This is a genomic window from Bradyrhizobium sp. USDA 4451 (genome assembly GCF_054822585.1).
On sequence record NZ_JBTRCH010000001.1, the window covers coordinates 4,000,206 to 4,016,248 of the forward strand.

Here is a 16,043-nt window from a genome sequence, read left to right on the forward strand (position 1 = left end):
CTGGAGCGCGTGAATGCCCTCGTCAACCCAAAATCCCCGTTCCGGCCGTTTCCGACGCGTCGTCGGCGGTGTCATGATCCTTGGCGCCCTCGGGGCGGCCGGGTCGATCGCGACCGGCCACTATTTCCATGCCGCCCAAGCGACCGCGACTGCCACCGCCGCCGCTGAACCGGCGGTGCCGGTCACCGTGGCCGTGATCCAGCCGCGGCCGACCACCCTGTTCGATGACTTCTCCGGCCGCCTCGAGGCCGTCGATCGCGTCCAGCTGCGTCCGCGGGTGGCGGGTGCGATCCTGTCGACCAACTTCACCGAGGGCGCGCTGGTGAAGGCCGGCGACATCCTTTTCAAGATCGACCCTGCGCCCTATGCGGCCGAGGTCGACCGGGCCCAGGCGCAGCTCGAGGCCGCCAAGGCCCGTGCGGTTTTTGCCGCCAATGAGGTTGAGCGCGGCGCGCAGCTGGTCGGCAACAACATCGTCACCAAGCGCGATTTCGACCAGCGCGACAACACCAATCGCGAGGCGATCGCCAACGTCAAGGCCGCCGAAGCCGCGTTGCAGACCGCAAAGCTCAATCTCGACTATACCGAGGTCCGCGCGCCGGTCGACGGCCGGGTCGGCCGGATCGAGGTCACGGTCGGCAATCTCGTCGCAGCAGGCACGTCGTCGCCGGTGCTGACCTCGCTGGTCTCGGTCAATCCGATCTATGCGAGCTTCGATGCCGACGAGGAAGTGGTGCTGCGCGCGCTGAACTCGATCGCGGATGCCTCCGGCAAGCGCGGCAATCTCGACCAGATCCCGGTCGACATGGTGACGTCGGGCGGCCTCAGCGCCAAGGGGCACATCCAGCTGATCGACAACCAGGTCAACGGTCAGAGCGGCACCATTCGCGTCCGCGCCGTGTTCAACAACGATGACGGGCGATTGATCCCCGGCCAGTTCGCCCGCGTGCGCATGGGCCAGCCCAAGCAGCAGACCCTGGTGCTGATCGACGAGCGCGCCGTCGGCACCGACCAGGACAAGAAGTTCGTCATGCTGGTCGGCGACGACAGCCGCGCGGTCTACCGCTCGGTCACCCTTGGCGGTGCGGTCGATGGCCTGCGGATCGTCACCGCCGGCCTGAAATCCGGCGACCGCATCGTCGTCAACGGCCTGCAACGCGTGCGTCCCGGTGCGCTTCTGAAGATGGAAGTCGCCGAGATGGGCGCCCGCGGCATGCAGCAGGCATCCACTGAAACCAACCAGCACGTCGTGCAGCGCTAGGCGCTGCACGCGGGGGCGAAGCCATGAATCTCTCGAAATTCTTCATCGACCGGCCGATCTTCGCCGGCGTGCTGTCGATCCTGATCTTCCTGGCCGGCCTGATCTCGCTGGTGGCGATGCCGATCTCGGAATATCCCGATGTGGTGCCGCCGTCGGTCGTGGTACGCGCGACCTATCCCGGCGCCAATCCGAAGGTGATCGCCGAGACGGTGGCCACGCCGATCGAGGAGCAGATCAACGGCGTCGAAGGCATGCTCTATATGTCGAGCCAGGCGACCACCGACGGCGCGATGACGCTGACGGTGACGTTCCGGCTCGGCACCGACCCCGACAAGGCCACCCAGCTGGTACAGAACCGTGTGCAGCAGGCCGAGCCGCGCCTGCCGGCCGTGGTGCGCCAGCTCGGCATCATCACCAAGAAGAGCTCGCCCGACCTCACCATGGTCGTGCATCTGCTGTCGCCGAACAACCGCTACGACATGACGTATCTGCGCAACTACGCAGTGCTCAACGTCAAGGACCGGCTGGCACGGATCGACGGCGTCGGCGACGTCCAGCTCTATGGCGCGGGCGACTATTCGATGCGGGTCTGGGTCGATCCGCAGAAGGCGGCCGAGCACAGCCTGACCGCAAGCGATGTGGTGCGCGCGATCCAGGCGCAGAACGTCGAGGCGGCCGCCGGCGTGGTCGGCTCCTCGCCGAGCGTCAAGGGTCTCGACCTGCAGCTCTCCGTCAACGCCGAGGGACGGCTGTCGACCGAGGAGCAGTTCGGCGACATCGTGGTCAAGACCGGCTCAGCCGGCGAGGTGGTGCGGCTGCGCGACGTCGCGCGGATCGAGCTTGGCGCCTCCGAATACGGCCTGCGCTCGCTGCTCGACAACAAGCAGGCGGTCGCGATCCCGATCTTCCAGGCGCCGGGCTCGAACGCGCTTGAGATCTCCGACCATGTCCGCGCCACCATGGCCGAGATCAAGAAGAACATGCCGGAAGGCGTGTCCTACCAGATCGTCTACGATCCCACGCAGTTCGTGCGCTCCTCGATCGAGGCCGTGATCCACACCCTGCTCGAGGCGATCGCGCTCGTCGTGCTGGTCGTGATCCTGTTCCTGCAGACCTGGCGAGCCTCGATCATTCCGCTGATCGCGGTGCCGGTGTCGATCGTCGGCACCTTCGCGGTGATGCATGTGTTTGGGTTCTCGATCAATGCGCTCAGCCTGTTCGGCCTGGTGCTCGCGATCGGCATCGTGGTCGACGACGCCATCGTCGTGGTCGAGAACGTCGAACGCAACATCGAGTCCGGGCTGTCGCCGCGCGACGCCACCAACCAGGCGATGCGCGAAGTGTCCGGCCCGATCATCGCGATCGCGCTGGTCCTGATCGCGGTGTTCGTGCCGCTCGCCTTCATCTCCGGCCTCACGGGACAGTTCTACAAGCAGTTCGCGCTGACCATTGCGATCTCGACCGTGATCTCGGCGATCAACTCGCTGACGCTGTCGCCGGCGCTGTCGGCGCTGCTCTTGAAGGGCCATCACGAACCGAAGGACTGGCTGACCCGGATCATGGAACGGTCGCTGGGCTGGTTCTTCCGCGGCTTCAACAAGGTCTTCACCAAGTCCTCGGAGAACTACGGCCGTACCGTCACCAAGGTGATCTACGGCAAGGCCGTGGTGATCGGCCTCTACGTGCTGCTGATCGGCGTGACCGGCGTGCTGTTCAAGCAGGTGCCGTCGGGCTTCGTGCCGGGCCAGGACAAGCAGTATCTGGTCGGCTTTGCCCGGCTGCCCGACGGCGCGACGCTCGACCGCACCGAAGAAGTGATCCGCAAGATGAGCGACATCGCGCTGACCCAGCCGGGTGTCGAAAGCTCGGTGGCATTCCCCGGCCTGTCGATCTCCGGCTTCACCAACTCCTCCAACGCCGGCATCGTGTTTTCGACGTTGAAGCCGTTCGACGAGCGCAAGGATCCGTCGCTCTCGGGACCTGCGATCGCGATGGCGCTGAATAAGAAATATGCCGGGATCCAGGACGCCTTCATCGCCATGTTCCCGCCGCCGCCGGTCAACGGTCTCGGCACCATCGGCGGCTTCAAGCTGCAGATCGAGGACCGTGCGGGCCTCGGCTATGAGGCGCTGAACGACGCCACGAAGGCGTTCATGGGTGCGATCCAGAAGGCGCCGGAGATCGCCGGTGCATTCTCGAGCTTCCAGGTCAACGTGCCGCAGCTGTTCGCCGACATCGACCGCACCAAGGCGTTGCAGCTCGGCGTGCCCGTGACGGAAGTCTTCAACACGCTGCAGATCTATCTCGGTTCCTACTATGTCAACGACTTCAACAAATTCGGCCGCACCTATTCGGTCTATGTGCAGGCCGACGCGCCGTTCCGCGCGCGTGCCGACGACATCAGACAATTGAAGGTGCGTTCGTCGTCCGGCGACATGGTGCCGCTGTCGGCCTTGCTGAAAGTCCGCCAGAGCGCGGGTCCGGAACGTGCGATCCGCTACAACGGCTTCCTGTCGTCGGACATCAACGCCGCGGCCGCGCCCGGCTATTCCTCCGGCCAGGCGCAGGAGGCGGCGACGCGGATCGCGGCCGAAGTGTTGCCGCCGGGCTTTGCCTTCGAATGGACCGACCTGACCTATCAGGAGTTCATCGCCGGCAATTCCGGGCTCTGGGTGTTTCCGCTTGCGATCCTCCTGGTGTTCCTGGTGCTCGCCGCGCTCTATGAGAGCCTGGCGCTGCCGCTCTCGATCATCATGATCGTGCCGATGGGCCTGCTGGCCGCGATGTTCGGCGTCTGGCTGTCGAAGGGCGACAACAACGTCTTCACCCAGATCGGCCTGATCGTGCTGGTCGGCTTGTCGGCCAAGAACGCCATCCTGATCGTCGAGTTCGCGCGCGAGCTCGAATTCGCCGGGCGCTCACCGATTCGCGCCGCGATCGAGGCGAGCCGGCTGCGGCTGCGGCCGATCCTGATGACGTCGATGGCGTTCATCATGGGCGTGCTGCCGCTGGTGCTGTCGACCGGCGCGGGTTCGGAGATGCGGCGCGCGATGGGCGTCGCGGTGTTCTCCGGCATGATCGGCGTCACGGTGTTCGGCCTGTTCCTGACGCCGGTGTTCTATGTGCTGCTGCGCAGCCTCACCGGCATGAAGCCGCTGACGCAGCACGGCGAGGCGACGATCCCGGGAAAGACACACGCGGCATGATGCCGCGTGTGTAAGCTTGATGTCAGCTTCGAAGGATCAGGCTGCGATATCGAGCAGCAGCAGCGACGAACCGCGGACCAGCACCTTGCGGCCCGCGGGCGTCAGTTCAAACGAATCGCCGCGCATGGCGACGTAGCCGAGCGTGATCAGGCTCTCGACGGCAAATCGGTTCAGCCGTGACGGGTTTGCTGCGGGAGCCCGCAGCGCTTTCAGCGCATCCCACTGATCGGGTCTGAGTTCGAATTCTTCGCTCATCGGTCCAGGCACTCCAGAAGTTCTTGGCGTGCGAGATACCGAGCGCAGATGAATTTCGTGCGACCACAACGAGTCAGGATTTCGATTTATGTGGACGCGCCGTCACATCGCCGTGTCATTGGAATACTTCAATTTTTTCGAATCATTGCGGCGCAATAACGCGTGATTGCGTCACATAGATTAACCGCGCGTGGTCACATAGGTTAATCGTCCGGGTTAACCGCGCCGCACGCTTGCGCCGCCATCGACCGGCAACGTGACACCGGTCACGAAATTCGCCTCATCAGAGGCGAGAAACAGCGCGGCATTGGCGACATCCCAGCCGGTGCCCATCTTGTGACGCAGCGGCACCTTGCTGTCGCGCTCGGCCTCGACCTCGGCGCGGCTCTTCTTGAATTCGCGCGCCCGCGTGTCCACCGCCATCGGCGTGTTCATCAATCCCGGCAGGATCACGTTTGCGCGAATGCCATATTGCGCATTCTGGTAGGCGAGCTGTTCGGTGAAGGCGATCATCGCCGCCTTGGTCGCCTTGTAGGCGACGTAGGGATAGGTCGTGATCGCGGCCATCGACGAGATGTTGATGATCGAGCCGCGCTGCTGCCGGCGCATGATCGGGATCACGTGCTTGGCGGCGAGGATGCAGCTCTTCAGGTTGATCGCCACGCAGCGGTCGAACGCTTCTTCGGTAAGGTCGAGCAGCTCGGCATCGCCGCCGGATAGGCTGACGCCGACATTGTTGTGCAGGATATCGACGCTGCCCCAGCGGCCATGCGCTTCCGCCACCATCGCCTTGATGTCGGCATTCCTGGTGACGTCGGCCTTGAAGGCAACTGACGTGCCGCCCTTGGCCGCGATCAGATCGACGGTCTCCTGGGCCGAATCCAGATTGTAATCGACACACAGCACCTTGGCGCCTTCGCGGGCGAAGGTCAGCGCGGTGGCACGGCCGTTGCCGATACCCTCGCCGGGGCTCTGCCCGGCGCCGACGACGATGGCGACGCGATCTTTAAGGCGCATATCACTTCACTCCCGGGATCGGGTACTGTTGCAGTACCTCTTTGTAGGTGGGCTCGTTGTCGATCTGCATGGTGGCGAGCACCCGCACCACGGCGCAGTAGAACGCGATGGTCAGTACCAGGTCGGTCATGTGTTCGTCGGACAGCTCCCGCTTGATCTCGGCGAAGGTCGCCTCCGACATCGCGAGCTCGCGCACCATCTCGCGGGCACCCCTGAGGATCGCTTTCGCCAACGGCTCGAGCGCCGAGGGCTGGCCGTTGGTCTCGGCGATCAGGCCCTGGATGTCCTCGTCGGTGACGCCAAACTCCTTGCCGATCTTCACATGGTGGGTGAACTCGTATTCCGACTTCTCGAGCCAGCCGACCTGCAGGATCGCAAGCTCGCGCAAGCGCGGATCGAGCTTGCTCTTGAAGCGGATATAGCCGCCGACGCCGTTGAAGGCCCGCGCCATCTCCGGCGAGTTCACCAGCAGTTTGTGCAGATTGGTGTTGCGCTTGAGCATGTCGCGATATTCTGACGCGACCTGGTCGGCTTCGAGATAGGGCAGGCGGGCCATTGTTGTTGTCCTTGTTGCGGCGGCTTGCGGAACAGGCGGCTATTGCCTCAGCCGTAGAGGGCCTTGTGCTCGCGCTCGTAGTTGGCGTAGGAATCCTTCATGCTGGCGCCGTTGAGCAGCATGGTGGCGACGACGGCGTTGTCGGCATCGAACACGGTCGAGCGCACCCACATGCTCTCGGTGCGCTTGCTGCCGGAGAGCGCCACGACCTCGCGCTCGACCCAATAGGTCTCGCCCGGGAATAGCGGCCCGCGCACGAGCCGGATCTCCTGGTCGGCGAACAGCCCGACGGCGGGGCCACGGACCGGCAACCGGTCCTCGCGGGCGCGGTACTGGAACAGCACGCTCAGCATCTCCATCGGGATGATGGCGCGGCCCCAGGGATTGTGCTCCAGCGAATAATAGTCCGACGGCTCGGTGATCACCTTGAGCTTGTCGGCCAGCGAGAACGGGTAGAGATCGCCCATGTTCTGGTCGAAATCCATCCTGATCGCCTGCCGCGGCGTCTTCATGCCGAGCTTGATGTCGGCGAGGATCACCGGATCGGTCAGCGGCTTCAGTTCGCCGAGCCGATGGCTCAGCGCGGTCTCGCTGCCGTCACCGTCGATCGAGGCGGTGCCGCGCAGGATTTCAGTGCCGTCGCGCTTGATCATCCCGATGGTGCAAACGGTCTGCCCCGGCTTCGGCTTCTCGATCTGGGCCTGCACCTCTTCGCCTTCGAACACCGGGTTGCGATAATGCGCGGAGAGGCATCCGGTCATGAACCAGGCCCGGCCCCAGATCCGCTCGCACAGCGGCGCGAACTGGCTGAAATGGGTCGGCCCTTCAATCGTGCCGCCGCGGAAGCCGAGCTTCTGCGCGGTTGCGTCGTCGTGGATCGACGCGTGGGAGTCGTAGGTCTGGGCCTGCAGCATCTGCTTCGGGCTGCGCCAGGGACCCACCAGCAGACTCTCCTTCTCCACGATTTCCGTCGTGAACGCGGATTCGACTGTAATCATCCTTGGTCTCCCTTTGCCCGCCACCGTTTCAAAGATGCCAGGGTTCGGCAAGCCTCGCGGAGAAACAAGGCCTCGCAGAGCCATAAGGCCTCGCACGCGCAGCACGAGATATGTGCTGCGGCCATGGAACGGGGCTGTTCATGCATAACAAAATCAGTGCATGCTGATGCATGATTATTGCGACGACAACGAGACCGGTGCGGACCGGCGCGACTAACCGGCGGGGAGCCTGACTGATGGCGTTGATGGAAGTTGGACTGGACGACAAGTACCGGTTGGACACCAAGCGAATCTTCCTCTCCGGTACCCAGGCGCTGGTCCGATTGCCCATGTTGCAGCGCGAACGCGACCGCGCGCACGGGCTGAACACCGCCGGTTTCATCTCCGGTTACCGCGGCTCACCGCTCGGCATGTACGACCATGCGCTGTGGCGAGCGAAATCCTTTCTGAAGCAGCATGACATCGCCTTCGTTCCCGGCCTCAACGAGGATCTGGCAGCGACCGCGGTCTGGGGCAGCCAGCAGGTCGGCATGTTCCCCGGCGCCAAGGTCGATGGCGTGTTCGGCATCTGGTACGGCAAGGGGCCCGGCGTCGACCGCTCGCTCGATGCGCTCAAGCACGCCAACTCGGCCGGCACCTCGCCGAATGGCGGCGTGATCGCGCTCGCCGGTGACGACCATGGCTGCCAGTCCTCCACGCTCGCGCACCAGAGCGAGCAGGTGTTCGCCTCGGCGCTGATGCCGGTGATCAATCCGGCGACGCTGCAGGATTATCTCGATCTCGGCATCCTCGGTTTCGCGCTGTCGCGCTATTCCGGCTGCTGGGTCGGCTTCAAGGCGATCTCCGAGACGGTGGAAAGCTCGGCTTCGATCGTCAGCGATCCCGACCGCATCAGGATCATCATGCCCGACGATTTCGAGATGCCGCCGGGCGGGCTCTCGATCCGCTGGCCGGATCCGCCGCTGGAGGCCGAACGTCGTCTGCACGGGCCCAAGATGGAGGCCATCGCGGCCTTCGCCCGCGCCAACCGGTTCGACCGCATCGTGCTGGATTCCAAGCCGGCGCGGCTCGGCATCATGGCGACCGGCAAGGCCTATCTCGACCTGCGCCAGGCGCTCGCCGATCTCGGCATCACCGATGCCGAGGCGCAGGCGCTGGGGCTGCGCATCTACAAGGTGGCGCTGACCTGGCCGCTCGAAGCAAACGGCGCGCGCGCCTTCGCCGAGGGCTTGCAGGACGTGCTGGTGGTCGAGGAGAAGCGCGGCTTCATCGAGGACCAGCTGGTCCGCATCCTCTACAACATGGATGCTGCCAGGCGTCCGTCGGTGGTCGGTAAGCGCGACGAGAGCGGCGCGCCGCTGCTGCCGAGCGAGGGCGAGTTGACGCCGACCATGGTCGCCGCCGCCGTGGTGGCGCGGCTGCGCAAGCTCGGCCACCGCAGTCCGCTGCTGGAGCAGCGCCTGGCAAAACTCGAGGCGTTCGATCGTCCGGCCGAAGGTACGGGGACCGCGAAACTGTCGCGGACGCCGTATTTCTGCTCGGGCTGCCCGCACAATTCGTCGACCAAGATCCCCGAGGGCAGCCGCGCGATGGCCGGCATCGGCTGTCACGGCATGGCGCTGTCGGTGCCGAACCGCAACACCCAGACCATCTCGCATATGGGCGCGGAGGGCGTGAGCTGGATCGGGCAGGCGCCGTTCACCAGCGAACAGCACGTGTTCCAGAATCTCGGCGACGGCACCTACACGCATTCCGGTCTGCTGGCGCTGCGCGCGGCGGCGGCCGCCGGCGTCAACATCACCTACAAGATCCTCTACAACGATGCGGTGGCGATGACCGGCGGTCAGCCCGCCGAGGGCGGCTTCACGGTCTCGCAGATCGCGCATCAGGTCTGGGCGGAGGGCACCAAGAAGCTCGCGATCGTCTCCGACGATCCCGACAAATATCCCGCCAATTATTTCCCGTCGGGCGCCACCATCCATCATCGCCGCGAGCTCGACGCCGTGCAGCGCACCTTGCGCGAGATCGAGGGCCTCACCGTCCTGATCTACGACCAGACCTGCGCCGCCGAGAAGCGCCGCCGCCGCAAGCGCGGGCTGTTTCCCGATCCGGCCAAGCGCGTGTTCATCAATGAGCGCGTCTGCGAAGGCTGCGGCGACTGCTCGGTGGCGTCGAACTGCGTCTCGGTGCAGCCGCTGGAGACCGAGCTCGGTCGCAAGCGCCGCATCGACCAGTCGAACTGCAACAAGGATTTCTCCTGCATCGAGGGCTTCTGCCCGAGCTTCGTGATGGTGCAGGATCCCAAGCTGCGCAAGGCCGACCGCACCGCTGCCGATCCGAAGGCGCTGTTTGCCGACCTGCCGACGCCGCCTGCGGCCACCCTGAGCAATCCCTACAACATCCTGATCACCGGCATCGGCGGCACCGGCGTCATCACCATCGGCGCGCTGCTCGGCATGGCCGCGCATGTCGAGGGGCTGGCCTGCTCGACGCTCGACTTCACCGGCCTGTCGCAGAAGAACGGCGCGGTCATGAGCCATGTCCGGCTGGCGCCTACATCCGATATGCTGACCACGGTCCGCATCGCGCCGGGCAATGCCAATCTGATCCTCGGCTGCGACCTCGTCGTCGCCACCAGCGTGCCGGCGCTGAGCCGTGCCGAGCGCGGCGTCACCCGCGCCGTCGTCAACGCCGACCTGCTGCCGACCGCGAGCTTCGTGATCGATCCCGATATCGACTTCGAGGCAAGCTCGATGCGCGATGCCCTGAACGGCGCGGTGACATCAGGCGATCTCGACATCCTCGACGCCACCGGGCTTGCCACCGCGCTGATGGGCGACAGCATCGCCACCAACGCCTTCATGCTCGGCTTCGCGTTCCAGCGCGGCGCGATCCCGCTGTCGCTCGACGCGATCCTGAAGGCGATCGAGCTCAACGGCGCCGCGATCGAGATGAACAAGACCGCGTTCTCGTGGGGCCGGCTTGCCGCGCACGATCTTCAGCGCGTGGTCAGCGCCGCCCGCTTCAAGAATGCGGGCGCAGCTCCGGCCAAGAAGACGCTGGATGAAGCGATCGCATTCCGCGCCAAATTCCTCACCGACTATCAGGACGCGGCCTACGCCAAGCGCTATCTCGACGACGTCGCGCGTGTCCGCACGGCGGAAGCCGCGGCGGCGCCGGGCTCGCAGGACCTGACCGAGGCTTTTGCAAAAGGCCTGTTCAAGCTGATGGCCTACAAGGACGAATACGAGGTCGCGCGGCTCTATTCCGATGGCGAGTTCAGCAAGGCGCTGCGGGAGCAGTTCGAGGGCAATTCCGGTTTGAAGGTCCTGCTGGCGCCCCCGCTGCTGGCACAGCGCGATCCCGTCACCGGGCGCTTGCAGAAGCGCGAGTTCGGCCCGTGGATCTTCAAGGCGTTCGGCTTGCTGGCCGGGCTGAAGGGCCTGCGCGGCACCGCGTTCGACATCTTCGGCTATACCGCCGAGCGCAAAATGGAGCGCGCGCTGCCGGTCGAATATTCGGCGATGATCCTGCGGCATCTCGACGGCAACAAGCCGCTCGATCTGCCGCGCCTGGTGGCGCTGGCCAAGGCTGCGGACCTCGTGCGCGGCTACGGCCACATCAAGGAAGGCAACGTCGCCCGCTACCGCACCGAATGTGCGCGGCTGGAGCGTGCGATCGGCCAGCCGCTGGCGCAGGCGGCCGAGTAGGGGAACTTTCCGCGGCCGCCTTGGTTGACCGGTAACCCTGCCCGCAACCTGCGGCTGGATTCGCGCGGCCGGGCCCCTACATGATGGCTGTTCTGTTCGAGTGATTTCAGGAGGCCCTTTTGACGGTCCTGAAAAACGTTTTGGTTGCAACCGTTTGCGCCGCGTGCCTGGCATGGGGCGGTGTCGCGTTGGCCGACGACTACCGCCCGAGCGAGTTCTTCAGCCTCGATCTTTCACGCGCAGTCCTGTCGCCGAAGCCGCTTGGCCCGCCGGCGCAGTTCGAGCCGGTTCCGGTCGAGGCGAAGGCCGACCACGGTGCCGATCAGCATGCAGCCGCCGAACCGAAGGTTGAGGAGCCGAAGGTCGAGCGGCAGAAGCCGGTACGGACCACCAGGGTGACGCCGCCGCGCGAGACGGCACCGCGAGAGCGGAAGCGCGCAGTCGCGCACGTTCCTGCTCGCGCCAAGCTCGCGCGTCGGCATTCGAACCCGCTCGATGCCGAAGCCCGCGATACCAGGATCCAGACCTGGCCGTGCCGCACCGGCGGCATCTGCAACTGGCGGCGGTGAGAGGCGGCGGCCGCGCCTCTCTCTTTCGAGGTGCACTAATCCCAAACCGTCATCCTGAGAGCTTGTGACGGATTCGGCTCCTGCGGAGTTTTTGGCGGCTGTTCGTCGCAGCAATTGGCAGGTTTGAGTTCGAGTTCGGCGATGACCCGTTGTTTAGGCTCTGGAGAGGCGGTTGCCTTGCAGGATGTTGTTGACGAGGGCGTACCAGAGCACGACGGCACGGACCTTTTCGATGCCGCGCACGGTCAATTGCCGCAGGTCCCAATTGCGCCAGCGGGCATGGATGCACTCGCAGATCGACCGGGACCTGTATCGGGCCTTGCCCTCTTCGCTCGCCATTCGCGCACGCCAGGCCAACACCCCCGGACCGTCGCCGCGCCGCGGTAGATAGGGATCGGTACCGTGCTTGGATTGAGTGGGCGGACAAAAGATATCGATGCCCTCGGCATAGGCCCATTCGATGTCCTCGGCACTGCCAAAGCCGCCATCGACGAGATGGTCCTTGGGCAACCCTCCGGGCCGCGCACGCTGCCGCTCCAGCATGGGGCGCATCAGGCCGCGATCGGATCCGACGTTGCAAATTCTGGTGTCGACGACGATCTGCTCGCCGGCCACGCTCGTCACCTGCACGTTGTAGGCGGGGCGGAAGCCGCCGTTCGCCATCTTCATGACCCGTGCATAGGCGTCCGTCGTGGAGGCCCGCGGCTCCTTCGGCGTCTTGCCGTTGCCGCGACTTTCTTCGCGCTCCTTGCGCTGCTGCTTGATCTCGGCGAGCGCCGTCTGCGCCGCCTTCACCCGCGCGCTGCGTTCCCGCGCGGCCCGCTCCTTGGCTGCCCGGGCACGCTTATTGCTGGCGTCCGAGCGTGTGTCGACCTCGCGCTTGAGGTCTTCCACCACGGCCTCAGCCTGCGCCAAATGCTTATCCAGCGTCGCCTCGCGCCGGAACGAGGCGGCCCCGGCGCTGGCCCGGACCCGCATGCCATCCTGCGCCAAGGTCTCCAGATCGACGAGACCGGCCTTTGCCAACGCTGCCAGATGCTCACTGAGCAGTCGGTCAAGCAGATCGGCGTTGCCGACCCGGAAGTCCGCCAGCAGGTGATAGTTCACCGACACCCCGCCGCACAGCCAGCGATAGGCATCGTGGCTCTCGCACAGCCGCTCCAACGCCCGCGCGCTGCCAACGCCTTCGCTGGCGGCATAGAGCCACAGCGCCAGCAAAAGCCGGGGCGAGGTCGCGGGGTGACCGGGACGATCGCCGCGAGCCTTGATCCGGTCCTCCAACTCACTCAGATCAAGCTCTTCGACATAAGACCAGATCAGCCGCACCGGATGGTCTTCCCCGATCAGGCTCTCAATATCAACCGCTCGCAGCGCAATCTGGTCGCGCTGGGGCTCACGCAGCCGCGGAGCGCCGGGCAAGCCCGCTTCGGCTGGTGGCTTCGCCTGCTCCGGCAGGTCCCCAAACAACTCATCGGCAGCCAACATCACCTCCCGCGAATCCGTCATCGCCAGAGAATCACACCGCGCCGGCTTTCGGCTATAATGCTCGCTGAAACCCCAAAAAAATCACACCCTCTGAGGAGCGCGCCTTGCGCGCGTCTCGAAGGATCGACGGCCCGTCTCTGGCCGATTCATCCTTCGAGACGCGCGGAGCCTGTCATCGGGCCGCGCTTCGCGCGGACCCGGTGGCGCTCCTCAGGATGACGGGTCAGGCGCGTGAGCGCTCGGCGCCCGATGCCGTTCCCAGAATTTCCCTGAGTCATCCCGCCGTCGCAAAACCGTCGGCGCAGAGTCAAGAAACCGTCAGGGCGGAGTCAAACGGCGCAGGCAAAACCTTCGTTGCGATTCGACGAAGGTTATTCGATGCCGACAGTGATCTCCGCAAGGGGGCGAGGCCTTACAAGGCGTCAACTTCTGGTGCGCTCGGCGTCGACGGCTGCGCTCGCGGGATTGGGGGCGCTGGCAAGGCCCTATCTAAGCCGCGCCGCGGATCGGCCCGCGATCACAGGGATCCAGTCCGGCGATGTCGCCAGCGATTCCGCTGTCATCTGGGCCCGCGCCGATCGCGCGGCACGGATGCGCATCGAATGCGCCGCAGTCGAGAGCTTCGTCAGCATCCTGCGCACGGCGACCACGGATGCGCTGCCCGAGCGCGACTTCACCGCAAAACTGCTGCTCGATGGCCTGCCGCCGGGGCAGGACCTGTTCTATCGCGTCAGCTTCGAGGATCGCGACGGCCTCGTCGGCGAAAGCCGCATCGGGCATTTCCGCACTGCGCCGGTCGATCGCCGCTCGGTCTCCTTTGTCTGGTCCGGCGACGTCGTTGGGCAGGGCTGGGGCATCGACCCCGCTCGCGGCGGCCTGCGCAGCTACCGCACCATGCTGAACGAGCGCCCGGATTTCTTCATCCACTCGGGCGATCATATTTATGCGGATTGCACGGTGCCCGCGGAGCAAGCGCTGCCGAACGGCGAGGTCTGGCGCAACGTCGTCACCCCTGAGAAATCCGTCGTCGCGCAGACTCTTGAGCAGTTTCGCGGCAATTACAAATACAACTGGCTCGACGAGAATTTCCGCGCCTTCCATGCCGAGGTGCCTGTGTTCGCGCAGTGGGATGACCACGAGGTGGCCGATGACTGGTCGCCGATCGGCACCGCCGACGCGACCGGCTACGACGCGGATGGCAATTCGAAGCTGGTGGCGCGGGCGCGGCGTGCGTTCCACGAATTCATGCCGATGCGGCTGATGCCGGAGCGTGATGGCCGGGTCTATCGCAAGATCGGGCCGCTGCTCGACGTCTTCATCGTCGACATGCGCTCCTACCGCGATTCCAGCTGGAACAAGCAGGGCGATCCGGAGCAGGCGTTCATCCTCGGCGAGAGTCAGCTGGCCTGGCTGAAGCGCGAACTGATGGCATCGGATGCTGTCTGGAAGGTGATCGCGGCGGATCTGCCGATCGGGCTCATCAGCCTCGATGCCGTTGCGCTCGGCGACGGGCCGCCCGAGCGGCGCGAGCACGAGATCGCCGACCTGCTGTCCTTCATGAAGCGCGCCGGCGTCCGCAACACGGTGTGGCTCACGGCGGACATGCATTACACCGCGGCGCATCACTATGATCCGAACCGCGCCGTGTTCCAGGAGTTCGAGCCGTTCTGGGAGTTCGTCTCCGGTCCGCTGCATGCCGGCACCTGGTCGCCGGGCGCACTCGACAACACCTTCGGCCCGAAGGCGATGTACGAGAAGGGCTGCACCGCCGAGCAGGGCGACAACCTCGCGCCCTGCTTCGGCCTGCAATTCTTTGGCCGCGTCGACATCGACGGCAGGACCGCCGTGATGACAGTGACGCTGAAGGACGTCGACAACCACGATCTCTGGTCGGTCGACATCGAGCCAAGGCCGGACGCACGGCCCGGCCAGATCTTGGCGGAACATATTTAAGCTCGCCAATGCCGTCGCGACATCTTGATTTGCGGCGGCTTGCCCGAAGGGCCGGTTTGCGGGCAGACTAGGCATTGGCAGTCCTGCCAATTTCATTCCACGAAACGATTTGCTGGCGTGACGTCGTCGATTTCCTCGGCGTCCCACGCGTCAGGAGCTATCCATGGAAAATCTGCAGACACAGGGCATCAGCCTGCCGCAACTCGGGCTCGGCACCTTCCGCATGCAGGGCGATGCCTGCCGCGCGGCGGTCGAGAGCGCGCTCGGGCTCGGTTACCGGCACATCGACACCGCCGAGATGTACGCCAATGAAGAGCCGATCGGCGCGGCGATCGCGGCTTCCAAGGTCCCGCGCAAGGACCTGCATGTGACGACCAAGGTGTGGCACGAGAATCTGGCACCGGATGCGATCCGGACGGCGTTCGATGCCAGCCTGAAGAAGCTGCGGCTCGATCACGTCGATCTCTATCTGGTGCACTGGCCGTCGAAGAACATGAAGCTGCCGGCCGTGTTCGAAACGCTGATGCGGCTGAAGCAGGAGGGCCGCGTCCGGGCGATCGGCGTCGCCAATTTCACCACCGCGCTGCTCAAGATCGTGGTCGAGGACATCAAGGCGCCGATCGCCTGCAACCAGATCGAATATCACGCGATGCTGGACCAGACGCCGGTGCGGACATATCTCGCCGCGAAATCGATCCCGCTGGTGGCCTATTGTCCGCTGGCGCAGGGCCGTTTCGCGACCGACGAGACGCTGGCGAAGATCGGCAAGAAGCATGGTGCGACCGCAGCCCAGGTGGCGCTGAAATGGCTGCTCGATCAGGACGGCGTTGCGGCGATTCCGAAGGCCTCGCGCGCGGAGAGCCAGCAGGCCAATCTCGACTCGCTGAAGGTCAAGCTCGACGATGATGATCGCAACGCGATCGCTGCGCTCCGCAAGGACATGCGCTGCGTCAATCCGGGCTTTGCCCCGGCGTGGGATTGAGCCCCTCCAGCGTCTGATCAAGACGCAGAATAAGAAAATGGCTCCGCGAGG

11 protein-coding genes are annotated in these 16,043 nt (G+C 65.1%); 6 read left to right on the top strand and 5 right to left on the bottom strand.

The genetic code is table 11. The features are described 5' to 3' along the window. Positions 1-13 precede the first annotated feature (13 nt). Both ACVMB0_RS18525 and ACVMB0_RS18530 read left to right on the top strand, forming a co-directional pair. Entirely contained in the window at positions 14-1,261 is a 1,248-nt protein-coding gene (locus ACVMB0_RS18525) for an efflux RND transporter periplasmic adaptor subunit (RefSeq protein WP_461347220.1), read from the top strand. A 23-nt stretch (positions 1,262-1,284) separates the two neighbouring features. Further along, on the top strand, positions 1,285-4,467 hold the full coding sequence (locus ACVMB0_RS18530) for an efflux RND transporter permease subunit (protein WP_461347221.1): 3,183 nt from the start codon (positions 1,285-1,287) through the stop codon (positions 4,465-4,467). 36 nt (positions 4,468-4,503) lie between these two features. Here ACVMB0_RS18530 and ACVMB0_RS18535 read toward each other — a convergent pair whose 3' ends face one another. The 4 genes from ACVMB0_RS18535 to ACVMB0_RS18550 form a co-directional block, all read right to left on the bottom strand. Next, entirely contained in the window at positions 4,504-4,722 is a 219-nt protein-coding gene (locus tag ACVMB0_RS18535; protein ID WP_456756224.1) for a hypothetical protein, read from the bottom strand. Between the two features lie 216 nt (positions 4,723-4,938). Beyond that, positions 4,939-5,739 carry an SDR family NAD(P)-dependent oxidoreductase gene (locus tag ACVMB0_RS18540; RefSeq protein WP_461347222.1) on the bottom strand — a complete coding sequence of 267 codons (801 nt, stop codon included), beginning with the start codon at positions 5,737-5,739 and terminating at the stop codon, positions 4,939-4,941. Position 5,740: 1 nt separating this feature from the next. Beyond that, complete coding sequence (locus ACVMB0_RS18545; protein ID WP_461347223.1) at positions 5,741-6,295, bottom strand: carboxymuconolactone decarboxylase family protein; 555 nt, start codon at positions 6,293-6,295, stop codon at positions 5,741-5,743. Between the two features lie 47 nt (positions 6,296-6,342). After that, positions 6,343-7,293, bottom strand: a complete 951-nt coding sequence (locus ACVMB0_RS18550; RefSeq protein WP_461347224.1) for a hypothetical protein — start codon at positions 7,291-7,293, stop codon at positions 6,343-6,345. Between the two features lie 236 nt (positions 7,294-7,529). Here ACVMB0_RS18550 and ACVMB0_RS18555 point away from each other — a divergent pair, with 236 nt between their 5' ends. Both ACVMB0_RS18555 and ACVMB0_RS18560 read left to right on the top strand, forming a co-directional pair. Further along, positions 7,530-11,003, top strand: coding sequence for an indolepyruvate ferredoxin oxidoreductase family protein (locus tag ACVMB0_RS18555; protein ID WP_461347225.1), 3,474 nt, complete (start codon positions 7,530-7,532; stop codon positions 11,001-11,003). A 128-nt stretch (positions 11,004-11,131) separates the two neighbouring features. Further along, complete coding sequence (locus ACVMB0_RS18560; protein ID WP_461349679.1) at positions 11,132-11,572, top strand: hypothetical protein; 441 nt, start codon at positions 11,132-11,134, stop codon at positions 11,570-11,572. Positions 11,573-11,725: 153 nt separating this feature from the next. On the opposite strand, the gene ACVMB0_RS18565 is transcribed toward ACVMB0_RS18560, so the two are convergent. Beyond that, positions 11,726-13,057, bottom strand: a complete 1,332-nt coding sequence (locus ACVMB0_RS18565) for an IS1182 family transposase (RefSeq protein ID WP_461349680.1) — start codon at positions 13,055-13,057, stop codon at positions 11,726-11,728. Between the two features lie 378 nt (positions 13,058-13,435). On the opposite strand from ACVMB0_RS18565, the gene ACVMB0_RS18570 reads away from it, so the two are divergent. Beyond that, a complete protein-coding gene (locus ACVMB0_RS18570; protein ID WP_461347226.1) occupies positions 13,436-15,010 on the top strand; it encodes an alkaline phosphatase D family protein in 1,575 nt (524 codons plus the stop codon). Positions 15,011-15,173: 163 nt separating this feature from the next. Continuing rightward, positions 15,174-15,992 (top strand): aldo/keto reductase, encoded by an 819-nt coding sequence (locus tag ACVMB0_RS18575; protein WP_461347227.1) that lies wholly within the window; start codon positions 15,174-15,176, stop codon positions 15,990-15,992. The last annotated feature ends 51 nt before the right edge of the window (positions 15,993-16,043 follow it).